The organism is Isoptericola sp. BMS4 (assembly GCF_011634835.1).
GTDB lineage: Bacteria > Actinomycetota > Actinomycetes > Actinomycetales > Cellulomonadaceae > Isoptericola.
Window position 1 is genome coordinate 385,691 of record NZ_SIRP01000001.1, and the last position, 21,702, is coordinate 407,392.

The window sequence follows — 21,702 nt, forward strand, 5'->3', positions numbered from 1 at the left end:
AGCACGAACCTGCTTCAGCACAATCTCATCTTTCTGCGCGAGGCAGTTAGCATTTCTACATGGCTACCGACCCACGGAGACTTGCCTTTCTCCTTGCCGTCCACCGGTCCGGGGGCGTGCTCGCGGCAGCAGACCTTCTGCATGTCACCCCGTCCGCCGTGTCCCAGCAGATCGCCCGCCTGGAGGCCGAGGAGGGCATCGCCGTCCTCGACCGCGGGCCGCGCGGCGTCACGCTCACGCCGGCCGGCCGCGTGCTGGCGGAGGCGGCGGAGCGGGTCGAGTCGGAGCTGCTCGAGGCGCGGCAGGCGATCGCCGCCCTCGGTGAGGGCGTCACGGGCAAGGTCGTGCTCGGCGCGTTCCAGTCCGCGATCCGTGTGGTCGTCGCGCCGATGCTCCTGGACCTGGCCGAGCAGTACCCCGGCGTCGAGGTGGAGGTGCGCGAGCACGAGCCCGCGGACGCCCTGCGCATGCTCCGCGCCGGCGACCTCGACGTGATCCTGCTGGAGCGGGACGTCGACATGGACGCGCCGGCCCCGCGCGGCGTGCACGACGTGCCGCTCGTCGACGAGCCGTGGTGCGTCGTGGTGCCCGCCGCGATGCCGCGCCCCGAGCGTCTCGACGACCTGCGCGACCTGCCGTGGATCGGCGCCGTGTCCGGCACGGCCGCGGACCGGGCGCTGCGGCGCCTCGGCCGCTCGCTCGGCGCCACCATCACCACCCGGCACGCCTACTTCGACTTCGACACGGCGATGTCTCTCGTGGCGGCGAACCAGGGTGTCGCGATGCTCCCCGCGCTCGCGATGGAGCGCGGGGACGTCCCGGAGGGCGTCGAGTCCGTGAGCCTGGCCGGCCTGGGGTCGCGGCGGATCGTCGCCCGGCACCGCGCGACGCGGCACGAGCCCGGGCCGGCCGTGCGCGCCGTCGTCGACGCGATGGTCGACGTGACGCGCGACCTCGAGCTGGGCTGACGACCGGGCCGTCCCGGCTCCCCCGGCGGGCGCCGGGCGGCCGGTGCTCCTAGCATCGCCAGCAGAGAGCGACCGGAGGCCCGGCCGGGGAGGCGGACATGCCCGACGACGCGACGACGCCGCTGTCCCGCCGCACGCTCGGGACCGCGCGGCGGCTGTGGGGCCTCGTCCACGTGCGGGCGGCCGCCTGCCTGGTGGGCGGGGTCGTGCTGTTCGCGAACCCGGACGAGGGGCTGGTCTGGCTGCGCTGGCTCCTCGGTCTGGTGATCCTCGCGCAGGGCGTGCTCCTCGCGCTCGAGGGGGTGCAGGAGCGGCGCGGCGACGGGGAGGTCGGTTGGCGCCTCGTCGCCGGCCTCGTGAGCGTGGGCGCGGCGCTGGTCATCGTCCTGTGGCCGTCGATGAGCGCACCGGCGCTGTTCCTCGTGGTGGGGCTGTGGGCGTGCGCGGCGGGCGTCACCGGCGCCGTGGGCGCCCTGCGGGCCCGGGCGGTCCGCGCGCCGGGCTGGGACTGGCGCCTGGCGAACGCGGCGCTGTGGCTGGTGCTGGGCGTGGTGGTGCTCGCGCGGCCGACGGACGACCAGGTGACGGTGGGCCTGCTGCTGGCGCTGTACCTCCTGATGACGGGCGCGGTGCTGCTCGTCGGGGGCCTGGCCACGGGCACGCGGGTCCGGGACGCCCGCCGGAGCGCGCCGTCGGGCGGGACCGGTGAGCAATCCGCCGGGCCCGGTTAGACTGACGGCACAACCACACAGCCGCTCGAACCATGACGGGAGAGTCCGGCCCTCCGAGGTCGGCGCCGAAGGAGCAATACCCCTCCCCGGGAATCTCTCAGGCCCCCGTACCGTCGTGGCGAGGCAACTCTGAAAAGTGGCCCGTCCCGTGCCCGGTGACCCCGGCGCGTGCGGACCCACCGACGGTGCAAGTCGGCGCGCCCCGCAGGCGGACCGGCAAAACTCTCAGGTCGACGCGTGCGTCCGATGACAGAGCGGGGAGGGACACCTTTCGTGCCCCGCCCGCCATCCGGCCCGACCTCACGGAGCGCCCGACGTGACCCACACCCCTGCGCACGACCCTGACGTCTTCGCCGACCGGCACCTCGGTGCCCGCGGCCGCGACGTGCAGGTGATGCTCGACCGGCTCGGGTACGACACGCTCGACGCCCTCGTGGACGCCGCGGTCCCGAAGGCGATCCGCAGCGACCGCCCGCTCGACCTGCCCGCCGCGCGCACGGAGGCCGAGGTGCTGGCGCACCTGCGCGACCTGGCGGGCCGCAACGAGGTCAAGCGCCAGATGATCGGGCTGGGCTACTACGGCACGACGACGCCGGCCGTGATCCGCCGCAACGTGCTGGAGTCCCCCGCCTGGTACACGGCGTACACGCCGTACCAGCCGGAGATCTCGCAGGGTCGGCTGGAGGCGCTGCTGAACTTCCAGCAGGCGGTCGAGGACCTCACGGGCCTGGAGATCGCGGGCGCCTCGCTCCTGGACGAGGCGACGGCGGTCGCCGAGGCGGTGGCGCTGATGTGGCGGGCGTCCCGCACGAAGAGCGGCTACGTGGTGCTGGACGCCGACCTGTTCCCGCAGAGCCTGGCGGTGACGCGCGGCCGCGCGGAGGCGATCGGCCTGCCGGTGGTCGTGGTGTCGCTGGAGTCCGGCCTGACGGCGGGTCTGGAGGCGTTCACGGCGGGCGGCGGCACGCTGCCCGCCGGCGACCTCGTGGGCGTGGTGGTGCAGCAGACCGGCGCGTCGGGGCGGGTGCTGGACGCCCGTGCCGTGGTCGCGGAGGCGAAGGAGCGCGGGGCGCTCGTCACGATGGCGACGGACCTGCTGGCGCTGACCCTGCTGGTCTCCCCCGGCGAGCTCGGCGCCGACGTCGCCGTCGGGTCGGCGCAGCGCTTCGGCGTCCCGCTGTTCTACGGCGGCCCGCACGCCGCCTACATGGCGGTGCGCAAGGGCCTGGAGCGCCAGCTCCCGGGCCGCCTGGTGGGCGTCTCGAAGGACGCGGACGGCACCCCCGGCTACCGGCTGGCGCTCGCCACCCGCGAGCAGCACATCCGCCGGGAGAAGGCGACGAGCAACATCTGCACCGCCCAGGCCCTCCTGGCCGTCGTGGCGTCGATGTACGCGGTCTTCCACGGCCCCGAGGGCCTGCGCGCGATCGCGGAGCGCACCCACGCCCGCGCCGTCGCCGTCGCCGACGGACTGCGCGCCGCCGGCGTCGAGGTCGAGCACGACGTCTTCTTCGACACCGTCCGCGCCGTCGTCCCCGGCCGCGCGCAGGAGATCGTCGCGGCCGCCGCCGAGGCGGGCTACAACCTGTACAAGGCTGACGGCGACCATGTACAGATTGCCTGCGACGAGACCACCACCCCCGCCGATGTCTCCGCCGTCCTCGCCTCCTTCGGCACGGTGCTGGAGCAGGGTGCCGTGAGCGAGGACGGCAGCACGGCGACGAACGATGGCCGGAACGTGGTGCACGAGGCGGCGGGCGCGGAGACGCCGCGCGCGGCAGTCAAGCCCGAAGTGGAGGGCCCCCAAGGGCCCGTGAACGCTGCCGCGCGCGGCGTCTCCGCGCCCGCCGCCGGCAGTGAGACCCCGACCGGCAACGAGCTGCCGGCAGCGGTGACCCGCACGACCGACTACCTGCAGCACCCGGTGTTCAACACGCACCGCAGCGAGACCGCGATGCTCCGGTACCTGCGCGCGCTGAGCGACAAGGACCTGGCGCTGGACCGGTCGATGATCCCGCTGGGCTCGTGCACGATGAAGCTCAACGCGACGGCGGAGATGGAGGCGATCAGCTGGCCGGGCTTCGCGGACGTCCACCCGTACGCGCCGGCGGACCAGACGCGGGGCTATGCGGAGCTGATCGAGGGGCTGGAGGCGCAGCTCGCGGAGATCACGGGCTATGCGGCGGTGTCGGTGCAGCCGAACGCGGGGTCGCAGGGCGAGTTCGCGGGGCTGCTGGCGATCAAGGAGTACCACCGGTCGCGCGGTGAGGGTGACCGTGACCTGGTGCTGATCCCGGCGTCGGCGCACGGGACGAACGCGGCGTCGGCGGCGCTGGCGGGGCTGCGCGTGGCCGTGGTCGCGACGGCGGACGACGGGGAGATCCTGCTGGACGACCTGCGCGCGAAGCTCGCGGAGCACGGTGAGCGGGTGGCGGCGATCATGATCACGTACCCGTCGACGCACGGGGTGTACGAGGAGCACGTCCGCGAGGTGTGCGACCTCGTACACGATGCGGGCGGCCAGGTGTACATCGACGGGGCGAACCTCAACGCCCTGGTCGGGTTGGCGAAGCCGGGGGAGTTCGGCGGCGACGTCTCGCACCTGAACCTGCACAAGACCTTCTGCATCCCGCACGGCGGCGGGGGCCCGGGCGTCGGGCCGGTCGCCGTGGCGGAACACCTGGTCCCGTTCCTGCCGGGCGACCCGCTGGCGGCGCAGACCGGGTCGGGCGTGCCGGTGAGCGCCGCGCCGCACGGCTCGGCCGGCATCCTGCCGATCTCGTACGCCTACCTGGCGCTGATGGGGCCGGACGGCCTGACGGAGGCGACGAAGGTCGCCGTGCTGACGGCGAACTACGTGGCGGCCCGCCTGCACGAGCACTTCCCGGTGCTCTACACGGGGGCGGACGGCCTGGTGGCGCACGAGTGCGTGCTGGACCTGCGCCCGGTGACCGCCGCGACCAAGGTGACGGTGGACGACGTCGCGAAGCGGCTCATGGACTACGGCTTCCACGCGCCGACGATGTCGTTCCCCGTGGCGGGCACCCTCATGGTGGAGCCCACGGAGAGCGAGGACCTGGCGGAGCTGGACCGGTTCGTCGACGCGATGATCGCCATCAAGGCGGAGATCGACCGGGTGGCGGCGGGGGAGTGGGACGTGGCGTCCTCGCCGCTGCGGCAGGCGCCGCACACGGCGGCGAGCGTCACCGCCGACGACTGGTCGCACCCGTACTCCCGCGAGCTCGCGGCCTTCCCGGTCGCGACGCTGCGGCAGACGAAGTACTGGCCGCCGGTGCGGCGGATCGACGGGGCGCAGGGGGACCGCAACCTCGTGTGCTCCTGCCCGCCGCCCGAGGCCTTCGCCACCCACTGATCCGCTGTGGGCGCGAGATTGGCGTTATTCGTCGCCGAACAGCGCCAATCTCGCGCCCACAACACTGGAAGGGAGCCTCGATGACCGAGGACCAGCAGGACAAGACGACGGCCCTGTACGACGAGCACGTCGCCCTCGGGGCGAGCATGACCGGGTTCGGCGGGTGGCTCATGCCGCTGCGGTACACCTCGGACCTCGCGGAGCACCGTGCGGTGCGCGACGCGGCGGGCCTGTTCGACCTGTCGCACATGGGGGAGATCCACCTCACCGGCCCGCAGGCGGGTGCCGCGCTGGACCACGCCCTGGTCGGCCGGGCGAGCGCGATCAAGGTCGGCCGCGCCCGCTACTCGATGATCTGCGCCGAGGACGGCGCGGTCCTGGACGACCTCATCACCTACCGTCTCGGCGACGAGCACTTCCTGGTGGTCGCCAACGCGGGCAACGCCGTGCGGGTGGCCCGAGAGCTGGTGGACCGGGCCGCAGGGTTCGACGCGGTGGTCGACGACCGCTCCGAGACCACGGCGCTCGCGGCGGTGCAGGGGCCGCGCGCGGAGGAGATCCTCGCGGGGCTGACCGCCGCCGCGGACGTCGAGACGGTCCGCACGATGCGGTACTACGCGTCGGCGCCGGCGACGGTGGCGGGCGTCGAGCTGCTCGTGGCGCGCACCGGGTACACGGGGGAGGACGGCTTCGAGCTCTTCGTGGACGCCGACCGCGCCGTGGAGCTGTGGCGGGCGCTGCTCGCGGCGGGCGAGCCGCTGGGCCTGGTGCCGGCGGGCCTGTCGGCCCGCGACTCGCTGCGCCTGGAGGCGGGTATGCCGCTCTACGGCCACGAGCTGGACGAGACCACGACGCCGTTCGAGGCGGGCATGGGCCGCGTGGTGAAGCTGGACAAGACGGACGACGCCGGCGCGCCGCTGCCGTTCGTCGGGCGTGCGGCCCTGGAGGCCCGGGCGCACAGCGAGCCCGCGCGGGTCCTCGTGGGGCTGCGCGGCCAGGGCCGCCGTCCGGCGCGCGCCGGCTACGACGTGGTCCGTCGCGGCCTGAACGGCGAGGTCGGCGCGGTCGTCGGCCGCGTCACGTCCGGTGCGCCGTCCCCCACCCTCGGGTACCCGGTCGCGATGGCGTACGTGACGCCCGAGGTGTCCGCGGAGGGCACCGAGCTCGCCGTGGACGTCCGCGGCCGGGCGGAGCCGTTCGTCGTCGTGCCCCTGCCGTTCTACCGGCGTTCGTAGCACAATCCTTGCCAGAGGCACCGCGGCCCCGGAGGGTCGCGGTGCGCCCGTCCAGTCCGATCCAGCGACCACGCCCCACACCGGAACCGAGGAGCCCCGATGGCCGACTTCCCCGCCGCCCTGCACTACTCCGCCGAGCACGAGTGGGTGGACGACGCGTCGCCCGCCACGATCGGCGTCACCTCCGTCGCCGCGGACGCGCTGGGCGACGTCGTGTACCTGGAGCTGCCCGAGGTCGGGGCGACGATCGAGGCGGGTGCCGTCGTCGGCGAGATCGAGTCCACCAAGTCGGTCTCGGAGCTGTACTCGCCGGTGAGCGGCACCGTGGTCGAGGTGAACCAGTCGGCGGTCGACGACCCCGCCGTGGTCAACTCCGACCCGTTCGGCGCCGGGTGGCTGTTCAAGGTCGAGGTGTCGTCGCGCGGCGAGCTCATGACGGCCGAGGAGTACGCGGCCCAGGCGGGCTGAGAGCGCGACCATCCCGTTATCGAATCGTGATGATCAGGGATCCGTGAGTCGCGTCACGACTGCGGTGCTTCCCCCTCTGGACCATCGACGGCTCTCCCCAGGCCGGCTCCCCAGGGCCGGCGGTCGTCGACGGAGGACACGAAGATGAGCACGATGGAGCTGGAGCCGCGGCCGATGCCGTTGCCGGGAACGAGTCTGACGCGTCGCGAGCGCGTCGTCCTGTCCAACCTCTCCGAAGAGGTCACCCTCGAGCAGATCGCCACGCGGCTGTTCGTCACGCGGAACACGGTCAAGTCGCAGGTGCGCAGCGTGTACCGCAAGCTCGGCGTCTCGAGCCGTGCCGAGGCCGTGGCCTGGGCACGACGGGCCGGGATCGGGCACTAGCGGATCGCGCCGGGGCCGCCGCACGACACAGCTGTCGTCGGCGGCCCCGACCGTGTCCGGGGGCGGGCGAGCCCGCCTGACAGAATCGTCGCCATGACCGCACGCCGCCTCGTCGTCGCCGCCGCCCTCGTGGACGACCTCGCCAGACCGGCGCGGCTCCTCGCCGCGCGGCGCACCCGCCCCGCCGAGATCGCTGGCCGGTGGGAGTTCCCCGGCGGCAAGGTGGACCCGAGGGAGGGGCCGGTCGAGGCCCTGCACCGGGAGCTGTCCGAGGAGCTCGGCGTGCGCGCGCGCCTCGGCCGCGAGATCCCCGGGCCCGACGGCGGCGTGTGGCCCATCACCCCGCGGCACGTGCTGCGCCTGTGGTTCGGCACGGTCGTCGCGGGCGATCCCGCGCCCCTCGTGGAGCACGACGAGCTGCGCTGGCTCACCGCCGACGGACTGTTCGAGGTCGACTGGCTCGACGGCGACGTGCCGATCGTCGGGCGCCTGGCCGAGCTGCTCCGGGACCCGGTCGACGTGCACTGACCCGACCCGCGGACGACCCGACGCCCGGAGCTCGGCCCGGACGGCGGCTTCTTCGACCGGAGTGACCGTGGCGCGGTCACGACCCCTTCGTCCGCTCGGCGGACCGGGGGGCGAGCGACGCGACCCACGCGTCGGTCTCCTCGTGGCTGCGCAGCCGCACGACCCGCAGGTGGGGCGCCTCCTCGGCGAGGCGGACGTCGAGCCCGCGGAGCTTGTGCCGGGTGCGCCACGCCCACCGCACGATGTGGTCGGGGTCGTAGAGGAAGGTGCGCAGGGGCGGCTCGACGTTGCCGTTCCACAGCACGGTGCGTTCCCGGCGGCGACGGACGGTACGCGCCGTGACCTGCCGCATCACGACGTGCACGGGCAGGTCGAGCCATACCAGCAGATCGGCCCGCTCCAGCAGCAGCGGCCGCACGCGGCGGTACTGCCACTCGGTGACCCAGGCATCGGTGGCGGCGAGAGCGCGTGCGTCGTCCTCGAACTCGGGCCGGGGCGTCCACCGGGGGCCGTGGTGCAGCGCGTCGAGCTCGGTGTGCGGCACGCCCAGCACCCGGGAGATGCGTCCGGCGAGCGTCGTCTTGCCGGCGCCCGAGGTCCCGGCGACGAGGATCCGTCGGGGAGGGGCGGCGGCGGGGACGGGCTCGGGGGGCATCCGTGGATCCTATGACGTGCTGCGCGGACGGTGTGCCGGGGCACCAGCCCCGCGGACCTGGACCAGTGGGGGGCGTGTGGTGGACTGAGCCCATGAGTGCCCCCGCGTCCAAGGTCACGGCTCCCGGCTACGAGCTGAGGACGGACCTGCTCAGCAGGGTGGCGCACGCGCACGACGCCTCGCACTACCTCCTGCGCCCGGACGCCGTGGTGCGCGCCGACGACCTGGACGGCGTGGTCGCCGCGATGGGCGAGGCCCGGCGGCGGGGCATGCCGGTCACGTTCCGTTCGGGCGGCACCAGCCTGTCGGGGCAGGCGTCGGGCGCCGGGATGCTGGTCGACACCCGCACGCGCTTCACCCGCGTCGAGGTCCTCGACGGCGGGGAGCGGGTCCGCTGCCAGCCCGGGGCGACGCTGCGGCTGGTCAACGCGCACCTGCTGCGCCACGGCCGCCGCCTGGGCCCGGACCCGGCGAGCGAGATCGCCTGCACCATCGGGGGAGTGGTCGCCAACAACTCCTCCGGGATGTCGTCGGGGACCACGCGCACCGCGTACCGCACGGTCGAGGCGATGACGGTGGTGCTGCCCAGCGGCACCGTCGTCGACACGGGGGCTCCGGACGCCGACGCGCACCTGGCCGCCGTCGAGCCGGAGCTGCACCGCGGTCTGGCGGAGCTGCGGGACCGGGTGCGCGGCAGCGCGGCCATGAGGGCCGAGGTCGAGCGCCAGTTCGCGATGAAGAACACGATGGGCTACTCGATCAACGCCTTCGTGGACCACGACGCGCCCGTGAAGATCCTCGAGCACCTGATGATCGGCTCGGAGGGCACGCTGGGCTGGGTCGCCGACGTCACGTTCCGCACGGTGCCGCTGCTGCCGAAGGTCGCGACCACGCTGCTGGTCTTCGACTCGCTGGAGCGCGCCACGGACGCCCTCGTCCCGCTCGGTGCCACCGGCCCCGAGGCGATGGAGCTCATGGACGCGGCCTCGCTGCGGGTGGCCGCCGCCGACCCGAAGGCCGACCCGTCGATGCGGTCCCTGGCCGCGGGCGCCGGCATCACCGGTCAGACCGCCCTGCTCGTGGAGTACCGCGCGGCCGACGACGACGCCCTCGCGCCGCTGCGGGACGCCGCCGCGGACGCCGTCGCGGACCTCACGCTGGAGGTGCCCGCGGCGATGGCGACCGACGCCGCCACCCGCGCCCGCCTCTGGCAGGTGCGCAAGGGCCTGTACACCGCCGTCGCGGGAGCGCGGCCCGCGGGCAGCACCGCGCTGCTGGAGGACGTCGTCGTGCCGGTCGGCGACCTCACCGCGACCGTCCGGGACCTGGGCGGGCTCTTCGCCCGGCACGGGTACGACGACGCGGTGACGTTCGGGCACGCCAAGGACGGCAACCTGCACTTCATGATCACGCCGAACCTCGGGGAGGCGGCCGAGCTGGAGCGCTACTCCGCCTTCAGCGACGACCTGGTGGACATGATCCTCGGCCACGGCGGCTCCCTGAAGGCCGAGCACGGGACGGGCCGCATCATGGCGCCGTTCGTGCGCCGCCAGTACGGCGACGAGCTGTACGCTGTGATGCGCGAGGTCAAGCGCCTCTGCGACCCCGCCGGGCTGCTCAACCCGGGCGTGCTCATCACCGACGACCCGCAGGAGCACCTGCGCGACCTCAAGGTCGAGGTGTCCGCCGGCGGGGAGGACGCGGCGCAGGTGGACCGGTGCGTCGAGTGCGGGTACTGCGAGCCCGGCTGCCCGTCGCGCACCGCGACCACCACGCCGCGCCAGCGCATCGCCCTGCTCAAGGAGATCCAGGGCGCGGCCGCGCGCGGCGACGACGCGGAGCGCGCCGAGCTGGAGAAGGCGTTCCGCTACTGGGGCGTGCAGACGTGCGCCGCCGATTCCATGTGCGTGGAGGCGTGCCCGGTGGACATCGACACGGGCGTGGTGATGAAGGGCCACCGCGCGCGGGCGAACCCGCGGACGGTGCAGCGCGGCGGCGTCGCGCTGGCGAAGAGCTGGGAGCCCGTCGTGGACGTGCTGCGCGGCGCGCTCGGCGTCGTGGAGAAGGTGCCGACCCCGGTGACCCGGTTCGCGTCCGAGGTCGCGCGCGGCGTCGTGGGCACGGACGTCGTGCCCCGCGTCGACGGCGACCTGCCCGGGCCCGGGCCGCAGCGCGGCACCTCCGGCGTCACGCCCGCGGCAGAGCCCCGGGGCGTGCTGTTCGCCTCCTGCATGGGCGAGCTGTTCGCCCCCGCCGGCGGCGGCCTGCCCAGCGGTCCGCTCGGCGGCGACGGGCCGGTCGGCGCCGAGCCGGCGCTGCGGGCCCTGTGCGAGCGCGCCGGGGTGGGCCTCGCGGTGCCCGACGGCATCGGCGGCCTGTGCTGCGGCACGCCCTGGGCGAGCAAGGGCCTGCCGGACGGCGCCGCGGAGATGGCGCGCCGCGTGCTCGACGCCCTGTGGACGGCGACGCGCGGGGGAGAGCTGCCGGTGGTCTGCGACGCGTCGAGCTGCACCCACGGGCTCGTGGACACGCCGAAGCACCTCGGCCCGGCGGACCGGGAGCGGTTCGCCCGCCTGCGGATCGTGGACGCCGTGACGTTCGTGCGCGCCGAGGTGCTGCCGGGGCTCGCGGCGCGAGGGGTGGAGATCGCCCGCACCGGCCGCGTCGTCGTGCACCCGACCTGCGCGTCCGTGCACCTGGGCGCGGTCGACGACCTGCGCGCCGTGGCCGGCGTCGTCGCGGACGAGGCCGTGGTCCCGGACGCGTGGAACTGCTGCGGCTTCGCCGGCGACCGCGGCATGCTGCACCCCGAGCTCACGGCGGCGGCCACCCACGACCAGAGCGTGGAGATCGCCGAGCGGGAGCGCGCCGACGGCGCCTTCGACGCCGCGGTGTCGAACAACCGCACCTGCGAGATGGGGATGTCGCGTGCCACCGGCCGCGACTACGTGCACGTGCTGGAGCTGTTGGAGGCGGCCACGCGCACCTCGGGCCGCGGGGGTGCGGCCACGCCCTGACCGCCCCGACGCGACGAGCTGCCCGGCGCGGCGGGGCGTCCCGCGTTGACGAGCGCGACGCTCGCCAGGACGAGCCCGATCCCGAGCGCCTGGGGCGCGGTGAGCACCTCGCCCCCGGCGAGGACCCCGAGTGTGACGCCGGTGACGGGATTCAGCAGGCCGATCACGCCCACCGCCCCGGCCGGGAGGTGGCGGAACCCGCTGAACCAGCAGACGAACCCGAGGGCCGTCGCGACGAGGCTCACATAGGCGAACGCGAGGGTCTCGGTGACCGACAGGGAGGGCGGCGCCCCCTCGACGAGCGCCGCGGCGACGAGCAGCTCGAGGCCGCCGACGACGAGCTGCCACGCGGTGACCGTGAGCACGGGTGTCCCGTCCTGCCATCGCTTGGTGAGGACGGCGCCGACGGACGAGAGGGCCATCGAGGCGACGGACGCCGCGATGCCCCAGCCGTCGAGCGCGCCGGTCGCGGTACCCACGATCAGCAGGACGCCGGCGCCGCCCACGGCGGCCGCGACGACGACGCGCGGCGTGGGTCGTTCGCGGAGCAGGAGCCACGCCGCGCCGGCGATCGCGATCGGGCTGAGCGACATCAGCGAGGCGGCGACGCTGGAGGGGAGCAGCTGGGCCGCGACGTACACGAGGCAGAAGAAGATCCCCATGTTGAGCGTGCCGAGCACGACCGACCGCCACCACCAGGGGCCGTGCGGCAGGCGGCGCGCGACCAGCAGGAGGACGACGCCCGCCGGGAGTGCACGGATCGCCGACCCCCACAGGGGCGTGGCCCCGGGGAGGAGGTGATGGGTCACGACGTAGTTCGACCCGAACGCGACCGGCCCGACGGCGGCGACGAGGGGCCAGCGGAGGCGAAGCCAGGCCCGGCGGCCCGGGGATAAAGTTTCCATGGAAACCATCCTACTTTCCACGGAAAGTAGGATGGCGACATGGCTGAGGTCGATCGCGTCGCCACGTTCGTGGAGCAGTGGCGCAGGGAGCGCCCCGACCTCGACCCGAGCCCGATGGCGGTGATCGGGCGGATGCGCCGGATCTCCGACGACTTCACCGCCGCGCTCGTCGCGAACTACCGGCGGTTCGGGATCGGGGAGGGCGAGTTCGACGTCCTGTGCGCGCTGCGGCGCGCCGGGGCCCCGTTCGCCCTCAATCCGGGGGAGCTCGCCGAGCACACGATGGTGACGGCCGGCGCGACGTCCAAGCGGGTCGACCGGCTCGAGGCTGCCGGTCTGGTGGTCCGGGAGGCCCGGGCCGGCGACGGGCGCGGGCGGGTGGTCACGCTGTCGCCGGAAGGGCGCCGGCTCATCGACGAGGCCTATCCCGCGCACCTCGAGCTCGAGGACGCGCTGCTGGCCCCCCTGTCGCGCGGGGAGCGTGAGCAGCTCGAGGCGCTGCTCCGCAAGCTCGTCGGCGGCTGACGGCGGGCCGCGTCGGCTCCAGGCGAGGACGAACCTCACCGGGACGGTGTGCCGGGCCGGCGGGTGGTAAAGAGTTTCCCGGCATGTTGACATCGTGAAAGATGATGGCAACCTGGGCGCGGGACGCTGCGACGGCGCACGTCCCCACGCCGATCAGCGGAGGATCCGATGAGCCGAGCACTGCCACCTGTCAGACGTACGGCGACCGCGGGGCTCGGCGCCCTGCTGGGTGTCGCCCTCACCGTGCCCGCCGCCGTCGCGGCGCCGGAGGACGACCTGCCGGTCGCCACCGCCGCGGCGGGCACCACCCCGACCACCACCCTGAGCGACGACGTCGCCGACCTGCCGCTGGACGACGACGGCGCCGCGCTCGTCACCGAGCGCACGGAGCGGCTGGTCGCCCCCGGGCTGGAGCTCACGGAGTTCGCCCGGATGTCCGCGGACGGCTGGCTCAGCGGCGAGGTGCTCGTCGCGCACCTCGGGGCCGAGGGCGGGCCGCGCGTCGGCTACCTCGGCGCCGACGCCGTCGCGGGCAACGCCACCGTGAGCGAGATGGCCGCCGGCGAGGGCGCCGTCGCGGCCGTCAACGGCGACTTCTTCGACATCAACAACTCCGGCGCCGCGCTCGGCGTGGGCGTGGACGACGGCACCCTGCTCAAGTCCGCGACCCCCGGGCGGGAGAAGGCCGTCGCGTTCGACTCGTCCGGGATGGGCCGCCTCGCGGAGCTCTTCCTCACCGGCACCGTCACGGTCCCCTCCGGGGACGGCGAGCAGGAGCTCGCCGTCGACGGGCTCAACGTCACCGGCGTCCCCGCCGGCGGTGTCGCCGTCTACGACGCCGCCTGGGGCGACGTCGCGCGCACCCGCCCGCTCGCCGCGGGGGAGCAGGGTGTCGAGGTGCAGGTCCGCCTCGACGACCCGCAGGCCACCAGCGGCACGGTCGTCGCCGTCGGCGCGCCCGGCGAGGGCCGCCTGCCCGACGACGTCCGCGCCGTGGTCGCCCGCCCGGGTGCCGCCGCCGACGCGCTGTCGACGCTCGCGCCCGGCGACGCGGTGGGCCTGACGTACGGGTTGCGCGACGACGCCGGCGAGGTCGCCACCGCCATCGGCGGCGACCCCGACGACTGGCTGCTGGACGACGGCGAGGTCACCACCGCGACCAGCAGCTTCGCCACCACCCGGCACCCGCGCACCGCCATCGGCTTCGACGAGAGCGGCAGCACCGCGTACCTCGTCGTCGTGGACGGGCGCCAGGCGCACAGCACCGGCGCGTCGCTGGCCGAGCTCGGCGGCCTGCTGAAGCAGCTCGGCGCCGACGACGCCCTCAATCTCGACGGCGGCGGCTCGTCCACGATGGTCGCCCGGGTCCCCGGCGACGCGGGCACCAGCGTGCGCAACCAGCCCTCCGACGGCACGGAGCGTCTCGACGCCAACGCCCTCGGCCTGTTCACCCCCGCGGGCTCGGGCCGGGTGCGCGCCTACGACGTGCGCGCCCAGGTCCCGACCGGAGACGCCCCGGCCTCCGACGCGCTGCGCGTGTTCCCCGGCCTGCACCGCACCCTCGTGGGCAAGGGGTACGACGAGTCGCGCGCCGCCGTGGGCACCGCGCCCGCGGAGTGGACCACGACGGACGCGGCCGTCGCGGAGGTCTCGCGCGGCGACGGCGGCTCGGGCGTCGTCACCGGCATCGAGCCCGGCGACGCCACCGTGCGCGCCGCGACCCCGACGGACGACGGCGTCGCCACCGGCACCGCCGACGTCATCGTGCTGGGCGAGCCCGTGCGGCTGAGCGTCCCCGAGCCGGTCGTCACGCTGGCGGACGCGGACGCGACCGCGTCGCTCACCGTCGTCGGGCACGACGCCGACGGCTATGCCGCACCCGTCGAGGCGCGCGACGTCGAGGTCACGGGTGGCCAGGGCGTCGCGACCCTGGAGCCCGCGGCGGACGGCTCGTTCACGGTGTCGGCCCTGGACGGCTCGGGCGCCGCGACGTTCACTCTGACCGCCGGCGACCTGAGCGTCGACGTGGCCGTCGCCGTCTCCCTGGACGAGAAGGTCGTCGCCGACTTCGCCGACGCCGCCGACTGGACCTCGGCGCACGCCCGCGCCCCGGGGGGCACCGTCGAGCCCGCCGAGGGTCACGACGGCGCGGCCGGGCTGCGCATGACGTACGACTTCACGCAGTCCACCGCCACCCGCGGGCAGTACGCCGTCGTCCCCGGCGGCGGCCGCGAGATCCCCGGCCAGCCGCGCGCCGTCACCATGTGGGTGCACGGCGACGGCAACGGTGCCTGGCTGCGGCTGCAGGTGCAGCAGGGCGACGGCGTCGTGACCAACCTGGACGGGCCCGAGGTGTCCTGGGAGGGTTGGCGGAAGGTCGAGTTCGCCGTCCCCGAGGGCGTGCAGTACCCGCTGGTGATGCAGCGGGTGCGGGCCCTGGAGATCCGCGCCGCCGCCCAGTACACGGGCGAGCTGGTGCTCTCCGACGTCCGCGCGCTGGTGCCGCCGGACGTCGAGGTGCCGGACGCGGCCGACGTCGAGGACCCCGCGGTCGTCGCCGAGGACGCCACCGACGACGCGCCGCTGCGGGTCGCGGTGATGTCCGACGCGCAGTTCGTCGCCCGTGACCCCGAGTCCGGGGCGGTGCAGGGCGCGCGCGATGCGCTCGCCGAGATCGTCGCCGAGGACCCGGACCTGCTCGTCATCAACGGCGACCTGGTCGACGAGGCGTCGCCGGCGGACTTCGACCTGGCCCGGCAGGTGCTCGACGAGGGCCTCGCGGACGCCGACTTCCCCTGGTACTACCTGCCGGGCAACCACGAGGTCCAGGGCGGGCCGATCGAGAACTTCGAGGCGGAGTTCGGCGAGCGTACCCACGTGGTCGACGTGCCCGACCCCACCGGCGAGGGCGGCGCGACGCGGCTCGTCATGCTCGACTCGTCCGCCGGGCGGCTCGGGGCCGACTTCGCGCAGGTGCGCGCGCTGCGCCAGGCCCTCGACGACGCCGCGGCCGACGACGGCGTGAGCGGCGTGGTGACGTTCTTCCACCACCCGCTCGACGACCCGCTGCCCACGAAGGCGTCCCAGCTCACGGACCGGGTCGAGGCGGAGACGCTGCGCGGCTGGTTCGAGGACTTCCGGGAGAACTCCGGCAAGCCGATCGCGTCGGTCGGGTCCCACGTCGGCGTCTTCCACGCCTCCACCGCGGACGGCGTCCCGTACGTCGTCAACGGCAACTCCGGCAAGAGCCCGGCGAGCACGCCCGACGACGGCGGCTTCACCGGCTGGTCGATGGTCGGGATCGACCCCGCCGCCGACGGCGGCCGTGGCGAGGACGGCTGGTTCGCCTGGGAGGTCAACGCCCGGGCGGAGCAGGTGGCGGTCTCCGGGCCGACGGAGCTCGCCGTCGGGATGTCGGGGCAGGTCAGCGCCCTGGTCACCCAGGACGACACGCGCGAGGTGCCCGTCGCCTGGCCCGTCTCGTCCCGGTGGGGCGGCGACGGCGTCTTCGTCGGCGACCCGGGCGACGCGCCGTCAGGCGCCGTGCTCGCGCTGGACCCGCGCACCCGCGAGGCCACCGCCGTCGCGCCGGGCCGGGCGACGGTCGAGGTCGAGGTGAACGGCGAGGTCGGCACGCTGGAGGTGCTCGTGCCCGCCGGCGCGCCCGGCGAGGCCCGGATCAGCGACGACAACGGCTGGGACACGGGCCTGCGGGACGGCGACTACCGCGTGCTCGTCGACCTGTGGCACGGCGAGAACGCGACCGGCCTGCGGCTGTACGAAGACGGCGAGCTGATCCACACGGAGGAGCTCACGTACGACGGGGTCGAGGCGCAGCGCGTCGCGGTGCCGGTCGCCGGCCGGGCGAACGGCGAGTACGTGTACACGTGCGAGCTGGTCAACGCCGCGGGCACCACGCCCTGCCGGAAGGCGCACACCGTGACCGTCACCGACGCGAACCCGGGCACGCCGGTGCTGTCCCACGACAACCACGACCGGGACGGGGACTACTCCGTCACCATGAACAAGTGGTGGGGCACCCAGGCCACGGGCTACGTGCTGTACGAGGACGGCGTCGAGATCGACCGGCAGGAGCTCACCCCCGGCACCGGGGGAGAGGCGCAGTCCGCCACGACCCTCGTCAGCGGCCGCGAGCCCGGCACGTACACGTACCGGGCCGTGCTGACCAACGACGTCGGGGAGACGCGCAGCAAGGAGCTCACCGTGCGGGTCCGGTGACGTCTCAGGTCGGCAGCCCGTCCCCGGGTCGGCACACCTGTGTGCCGACCCGGGGACGGACTGCCGATCCGGGCCGGCGGGATATCCTCGGAACCATGAGCGACTTCCAGGTCAACCCGCGCGTCAAGTCCGAGCAGTCGGGCGCCGTCTTCGGGCGCGTCCTCGTGGCGTTCGTCCTCTTCGTCGCGGGCTTCGCCCTGATCGGCGTCGGCTCGTCCGGGGGCAACCCGACCCTTGACCCGTACCTCTTCGTCGGTGGCATCCTGGCGATCGGTCTGGCGTTCGGCCTGCCGATGGTCGGGGGCTACGAGCGCTGACGATCCTCGGGGCCGTGGGCCCGCCCACCGCCCGATGACGGGCCGCGACCCTCGGCGGGGCTCCCCCGCCGAGGGTCGTGGCGTGCCGGCTCAGGTCCCGGCCTCGATCTCCGTCGGCTTCTTGCTGTGGCTGACCTCGATCCGGCGCGGTCGCGCCTCCTCCGCGACCGGGATGGTCAGCGTCAGGACGCCGTCGTCGTACCCGGCCGAGATCTGGTCGAGGGCGAGACCGCGGCCCAGCGTCAGCTGGCGTGCCATCGTGCCGGACGAGCGTTCCCGCAGCAGCCACCGTCCCTCGGCGGAGCGGGGCGTCCGCTCGGCGCGGATCGTCAGCGTCCGGTCCTCGCAGGAGACGTCGATGCTGCCCGGGTCCACCCCCGGGAGGTCGACCGCCAGGACGTAGTGGTCGCCCTCGCGGAACAGGTCCATCGGCATCGGGGGACCGCTCCGCCCGGTCTGCGCCAACGAACCGAACAGCCGATCCATCTCCTGGAACGGGTCCCAGTAGGTAGCCATCGCGCACCACCTCCTCGTCACGGGGCCGCGCCCACGGCCCCGACCGCGACGGCGCGCCGGTCGGTCCGGCGTCGCCGTGGCTACACCTGAAGATTTAGCACTCTCCAGGCGAGAGTGCCAGACCTTCCTGATCGCCGTGGGTGAACACGGCGTGGGTGCTTCTCACGCGTCGTCGTCGAGCCGCTCCAGCAGGTCGACGGCCGCGCGGGCGTACTCGTCGATCCACCGGTCGTGGATGCGCTTGATCGGCAGGGGGCGAGGGCGAGGTGCCGCTCCCGGCCGACCTTGCGGCCGGCGAGCAACTGCGAGGGCTGGACGGGCATGCTCGCCGCCATGAAGGCCTGGCGCGAGCACGGCATCAACCTGCGCGAGGGCTTCCACCGGTAGCTCGACTGTCCGGTGCCGAACATGTGGTTGCTCCGGGATTCGAGCGCCGAATCCCGGAGCAACCACATGGTCGGCAGCGAGCAACCGCATGGTCGGCCGGGGCCGGCTCAGGCGGTGCGGCGCACCTCGTCGAGGAAGCGCCGGCTACGCTCGCGGAGCGCCGCGACGCGTCGCTCGACGACGGCGGCACGCGCGTCGTCGTCGTCGACACCGACCTCGGCGTGGGTGGGCCGCCGCCTGGCGTTGCGCGAGCAGCGGAAGTCGGTGCAGATCAGGGTGCCGATCGTGTCGCCCTTGCGGCCGGCGGGCCCGGCCCGGCGGGCGACGTACAGCTGCACGTCGCGGGTCTCGACGACGTCCTCGCACCAGGAGCACAGCGCCCGGCTTCGTGGGCCGGTGCGGTCCGAGGCCCGCAGGATGATGCCGACCGGGGCGTCGTCGACCTCCAGGACGACGTAGGCCGCGAGCGGCTGCTTGCGGTCGCGCCAGCCCAGGTACTCGAGGCGGTCCCAGTCGAGCGAGTCGAGGTCGGGGAGGATCATCCGCTGCCGCTCGCTACGGGTGGCGTTGACGAGGCTGTCGCGGATCTGCTTGTCGGTGAGGGGGTTCATGGTCCGGCTTTCGGTGAGCAGGGGGTCACCGGGCACGGCACGTCGTGGCGTCGTGCCGGTGACGGCGGGCAGGGTGGAGCCCCGCGCCGTCGCTCACCGACCGGTCCTGGGACTGGTGTCAGGGTGCGACGGCGCCGGGGCAGGAGGGACTGCCCGAGCAGGCCTGATGGCCCACCCCGCTCCCCGCGACGCCGGGCATCGCTCTCTCCTCGTGGACTCGCCGGAAAGTTGGTCCGCTCGCGCCTTCCGGGCGCGACCGGCCGGACCATCGTGACACGAGACCGTCGCCCCGGTCGACGACTTTTCTCCGCCGAGCATGTGGTTGGTCCGGGATTGAAGACTTCAATCCCGGACCAACCACATGTTCGGCACCTCGGGGCGGGGCGTCAGAGGGTGGCGCGGACCTCGCGGGCGGCGGCGACGAGGTGGGCCAGCGCCGGCTCGACCTCCGCGTACCGGCGGGTCTTGAGCCCGCAGTCGGGGTTCACCCACACCAGCGACGGGTCGATGGACTTCACCGCGAGCCGCAGCAGCTCGGTCACCTCGTCCGCGGACGGCACCCGCGGCGAGTGGATGTCGTACACGCCCGGCCCGATGCCGCGCGCGTAGCCGGCGTCGGCCAGCTCCGGCACGATCTCCATGCGGGAGCGCGCCGCCTCCAGCGACGTCACGTCGGCGTCGAGGCCGTCGATCGCGCCCACGACCTCGCCGAACTCCGAGTAGCACAGGTGGGTGTGGACCTGCGTGGCCGGCGCGGCGCCCGCCGTCGCCAGGCGGAAGGACGCCACCGACCAGCGCAGGTACTCCTCCTGGTCGTCGCGGCGCAGCGGCAGCAGCTCGCGCAGCGCCGGCTCGTCCACCTGCACGACGGCGACCCCCGCGGCCTCCAGGTCGGCCACCTCGTCGCGCAGCGCGAGCGCCACCTGGTTCGCCGTGGCGGCGAGCGGCTGGTCGTCACGCACGAAGGACCACGCCAGGATCGTCACCGGGCCCGTGAGCATGCCCTTGACCGGCTTGTCGGTGAGCGAGGCCGCGTAGCCCGACCACGCGATGGTCATCGGCTCGGGCCGCTGCACGTCGCCCCACAGGATCGGCGGGCGCACGCACCGCGACCCGTACGACTGCACCCAGCCGAGCGCCGTCGTCGCGAACCCGTCCAGCAGCTCCGCGAAGTACTGCACCATGTCGTTGCGCTCCGGCTCGCCGTGCACCAGCACGTCGAGGCCGAGCTCCTCCTGCAGGCGCACGACGCGCTCGACCTCGGCGCGCATCGCGGCCGTGTACGCGGCGTCGTCCAGCTCGCCCTTCGCCCACGCCGCCCGGGCGGTGCGGATCTCCGGGGTCTGCGGGAACGAGCCGATCGTCGTGGTGGGCAGCGGCGGCAGGGCCAGGCGCGCGCGCTGCGCGTTCACCCGCTCGTCGTGCGCGCCCCGGACGAAGTCGCCGTCGGCCAGCTCGGCGAGCCGCTCGCGCACGGCCGGCACGACGACGCCCGCCGCGGCGGCCCGGTCAGCCAGCGCGTCGCGCGCCTCGTCGAGCTCCCCGGCGACGTCGTCGCGGCCCTCGGCGAGCCCGCGGGCGAGCGTCGTGACCTCGCCGACCTTCTGGTCGGCGAAGGCGAGCCAGCGGCGCAGCCGGGGCGTGCGCCCGGCGCGCTCGGCGGCCGGGCCCTCCCAGGCCTCGTCGTCGGCGTCGTGCGGCACGTGCAGCAGCGACGTGGACGTGCCGACGGCGACCGGCCCGAGCGCGCGGAGCGACTCCAACGTCTCGAGCTTCGCGTCCAGGTCGGCGCGCCACACGTTGTGCCCGTCGACGACGCCCGCCACCAGCGTCTTCGTCTCCAGCCCCGGCACCGGCCCGGCCGGGGCGGCGCCCTTGACCAGGTCGACGGCGACGGCGTCGACGTCGGTCCCGGCCAGCAGCGCGAGACGGTCGGTCGCGCCGGCCCGCAGGTCGCCGTACGGCGCGGCGAGCAGGATCCGCGGTCGCTCGGGGACCGTGTCGAGGTCGTCGTCCTCGGACGCCGGGGCGAGGTCTGAGGCCAGCGCCCGGTAGGCGCGCGTGACGGCCTCGTCGAGGACCTCGGGCGCCACGTCGAGCGAGTCGGTGACCAGCGCCGGCTCGTCGAGCTGGACCCACGGGACGCCGACGGCACCGAGCGCGCGCAGCAGCTCGGCGTACGCCGCGACGACGTCGTCGAGCCGGTCGAGCGGGTGGAAGCCCTCGCCCGCGTCGTCGGCCGCCTTGGACAGGGCGAGGAACGTCACGGGGCCCACGAGCACCGGGCGCGTCGTGACCCCGGCCTCCTTGGCCTCGGCGTACTCCCGCACGACGCGGTGGTCGGCGAACGAGACCGGCGTCGTCTCGCTGATCTCGGGGACGAGGTAGTGGTAGTTGGTGTCGAACCACTTGGTCATCTCGAGCGGCGCGTCCTCGCCGCGGCCGCGCGCCACGGTGAAGTAGCCGTCCAGGTCGAGGGAGCCGTCGTCGGCGTCGAGGAGGTCGCGGAACCGGGCGGGCACGGCCCCGAGCAGCGCGACGACGTCGAGCACCTGGTCGTAGTACGAGAACGAGCCGGGCACGGAGCCGTCCTCGGGGTCCAGCCCGAGCTCGACGAGGCGGCGCACGGTGTCGCGCCGCAGTGTGCCGGCGGCGACCTCGAGGTCGACGGCGTCGGTGCGGCCGGCCCAGCGGGACTCGACGGCGCGCTTCAGCTCGCGGCGGCGCCCGATACGGGGGTAGCCGAGGACGGTGCCGCGGGGGAACGCGGCGGTGATGGTGGACATGAGCACTCCTGAGGTCGGGGTCCCGCCGGCTCCGCGGCCGGTGGCCGGGAGCGCGGG

General features: G+C 74.6%; 16 protein-coding genes, 1 pseudogene and 1 riboswitch. Of the genes and pseudogenes, 12 read left to right on the forward strand and 5 right to left on the reverse strand.

Annotation, left to right across the window (positions count from 1 at the left end; genetic code table 11):
• Positions 1 to 59: 59 nt before the first annotated feature.
• The 7 genes from EYB28_RS01750 (at position 60) to EYB28_RS01780 (ending at position 7,687) form a co-directional block, all read left to right on the forward strand.
• Positions 60 to 968 carry a LysR family transcriptional regulator gene (locus EYB28_RS01750; protein WP_166844339.1) on the forward strand — a complete coding sequence of 303 codons (909 nt, stop codon included), beginning with the start codon at positions 60 to 62 and terminating at the stop codon, positions 966 to 968.
• 98 nt (positions 969 to 1,066) lie between these two features.
• Positions 1,067 to 1,699, forward strand: a complete 633-nt coding sequence (locus tag EYB28_RS01755; protein ID WP_166844341.1) for an HdeD family acid-resistance protein — start codon at positions 1,067 to 1,069, stop codon at positions 1,697 to 1,699.
• Positions 1,700 to 1,725: 26 nt separating this feature from the next.
• Positions 1,726 to 1,822: riboswitch (glycine riboswitch) on the forward strand.
• Between the two features lie 193 nt (positions 1,823 to 2,015).
• A complete protein-coding gene (gene gcvPB / locus EYB28_RS01760) occupies positions 2,016 to 5,072 on the forward strand; it encodes an aminomethyl-transferring glycine dehydrogenase subunit GcvPB (RefSeq protein WP_166844344.1) in 3,057 nt (1,018 codons plus the stop codon).
• 80 nt (positions 5,073 to 5,152) lie between these two features.
• Positions 5,153 to 6,307 carry a glycine cleavage system aminomethyltransferase GcvT gene (gene gcvT, locus EYB28_RS01765; RefSeq protein WP_166844346.1) on the forward strand — a complete coding sequence of 385 codons (1,155 nt, stop codon included), beginning with the start codon at positions 5,153 to 5,155 and terminating at the stop codon, positions 6,305 to 6,307.
• A 99-nt stretch (positions 6,308 to 6,406) separates the two neighbouring features.
• Complete coding sequence (gene gcvH / locus EYB28_RS01770; RefSeq protein WP_166844348.1) at positions 6,407 to 6,775, forward strand: glycine cleavage system protein GcvH; 369 nt, start codon at positions 6,407 to 6,409, stop codon at positions 6,773 to 6,775.
• Positions 6,776 to 6,919: 144 nt separating this feature from the next.
• Complete coding sequence (locus tag EYB28_RS01775) at positions 6,920 to 7,159, forward strand: LuxR C-terminal-related transcriptional regulator (RefSeq protein WP_240930341.1); 240 nt, start codon at positions 6,920 to 6,922, stop codon at positions 7,157 to 7,159.
• A 93-nt stretch (positions 7,160 to 7,252) separates the two neighbouring features.
• Entirely contained in the window at positions 7,253 to 7,687 is a 435-nt protein-coding gene (locus EYB28_RS01780) for a (deoxy)nucleoside triphosphate pyrophosphohydrolase (protein WP_166844350.1), read from the forward strand.
• 76 nt (positions 7,688 to 7,763) lie between these two features.
• On the opposite strand, the gene EYB28_RS01785 is transcribed toward EYB28_RS01780, so the two are convergent.
• On the reverse strand, positions 7,764 to 8,342 hold the full coding sequence (locus EYB28_RS01785) for an AAA family ATPase (RefSeq protein ID WP_166844352.1): 579 nt from the start codon (positions 8,340 to 8,342) through the stop codon (positions 7,764 to 7,766).
• Between the two features lie 92 nt (positions 8,343 to 8,434).
• Here EYB28_RS01785 and EYB28_RS01790 point away from each other — a divergent pair, with 92 nt between their 5' ends.
• The gene (locus EYB28_RS01790) at positions 8,435 to 11,359 is read left to right on the forward strand and encodes an FAD-binding and (Fe-S)-binding domain-containing protein (protein ID WP_166844354.1); all 2,925 of its coding nucleotides are present in this window, start codon (positions 8,435 to 8,437) and stop codon (positions 11,357 to 11,359) included.
• Here the strand turns inward: EYB28_RS01790 and EYB28_RS01795 are convergent.
• Positions 11,287 to 12,264, reverse strand: a complete 978-nt coding sequence (locus tag EYB28_RS01795) for a DMT family transporter (RefSeq protein ID WP_166844355.1) — start codon at positions 12,262 to 12,264, stop codon at positions 11,287 to 11,289. The two genes, EYB28_RS01790 and EYB28_RS01795, sit on opposite strands and share 73 nt — an antisense overlap.
• A gap of 39 nt (positions 12,265 to 12,303) precedes the next feature.
• Between EYB28_RS01795 and EYB28_RS01800 the strand changes: the two genes are divergently transcribed.
• The 3 genes from EYB28_RS01800 to EYB28_RS01810 all read left to right on the forward strand — a co-directional run bounded on the left by EYB28_RS01800 (position 12,304) and on the right by EYB28_RS01810 (position 17,345).
• On the forward strand, positions 12,304 to 12,789 hold the full coding sequence (locus EYB28_RS01800; RefSeq protein WP_166844357.1) for a MarR family winged helix-turn-helix transcriptional regulator: 486 nt from the start codon (positions 12,304 to 12,306) through the stop codon (positions 12,787 to 12,789).
• 168 nt (positions 12,790 to 12,957) lie between these two features.
• A complete protein-coding gene (locus tag EYB28_RS01805) occupies positions 12,958 to 17,028 on the forward strand; it encodes a phosphodiester glycosidase family protein (RefSeq protein WP_166844359.1) in 4,071 nt (1,356 codons plus the stop codon).
• A gap of 95 nt (positions 17,029 to 17,123) precedes the next feature.
• On the forward strand, positions 17,124 to 17,345 hold the full coding sequence (locus EYB28_RS01810; protein ID WP_166844361.1) for a hypothetical protein: 222 nt from the start codon (positions 17,124 to 17,126) through the stop codon (positions 17,343 to 17,345).
• Positions 17,346 to 17,435: 90 nt separating this feature from the next.
• Here EYB28_RS01810 and EYB28_RS01815 read toward each other — a convergent pair whose 3' ends face one another.
• Positions 17,436 to 17,861, reverse strand: a complete 426-nt coding sequence (locus EYB28_RS01815; RefSeq protein ID WP_166844363.1) for an Hsp20/alpha crystallin family protein — start codon at positions 17,859 to 17,861, stop codon at positions 17,436 to 17,438.
• 300 nt (positions 17,862 to 18,161) lie between these two features.
• Between EYB28_RS01815 and EYB28_RS20250 the strand changes: the two are divergent.
• Positions 18,162 to 18,248 (forward strand): annotated as a pseudogene (locus tag EYB28_RS20250) (ATPase); the annotation flags it as partial.
• Positions 18,249 to 18,355: 107 nt separating this feature from the next.
• On the opposite strand, the gene EYB28_RS01830 reads toward EYB28_RS20250, so the two are convergent.
• Entirely contained in the window at positions 18,356 to 18,859 is a 504-nt protein-coding gene (locus EYB28_RS01830) for an FBP domain-containing protein (RefSeq protein WP_166844365.1), read from the reverse strand.
• 386 nt (positions 18,860 to 19,245) lie between these two features.
• Positions 19,246 to 21,645, reverse strand: a complete 2,400-nt coding sequence (metE, locus tag EYB28_RS01835; RefSeq protein ID WP_166844366.1) for a 5-methyltetrahydropteroyltriglutamate--homocysteine S-methyltransferase — start codon at positions 21,643 to 21,645, stop codon at positions 19,246 to 19,248.
• Between the last annotated feature and the right edge of the window lie 57 nt (positions 21,646 to 21,702).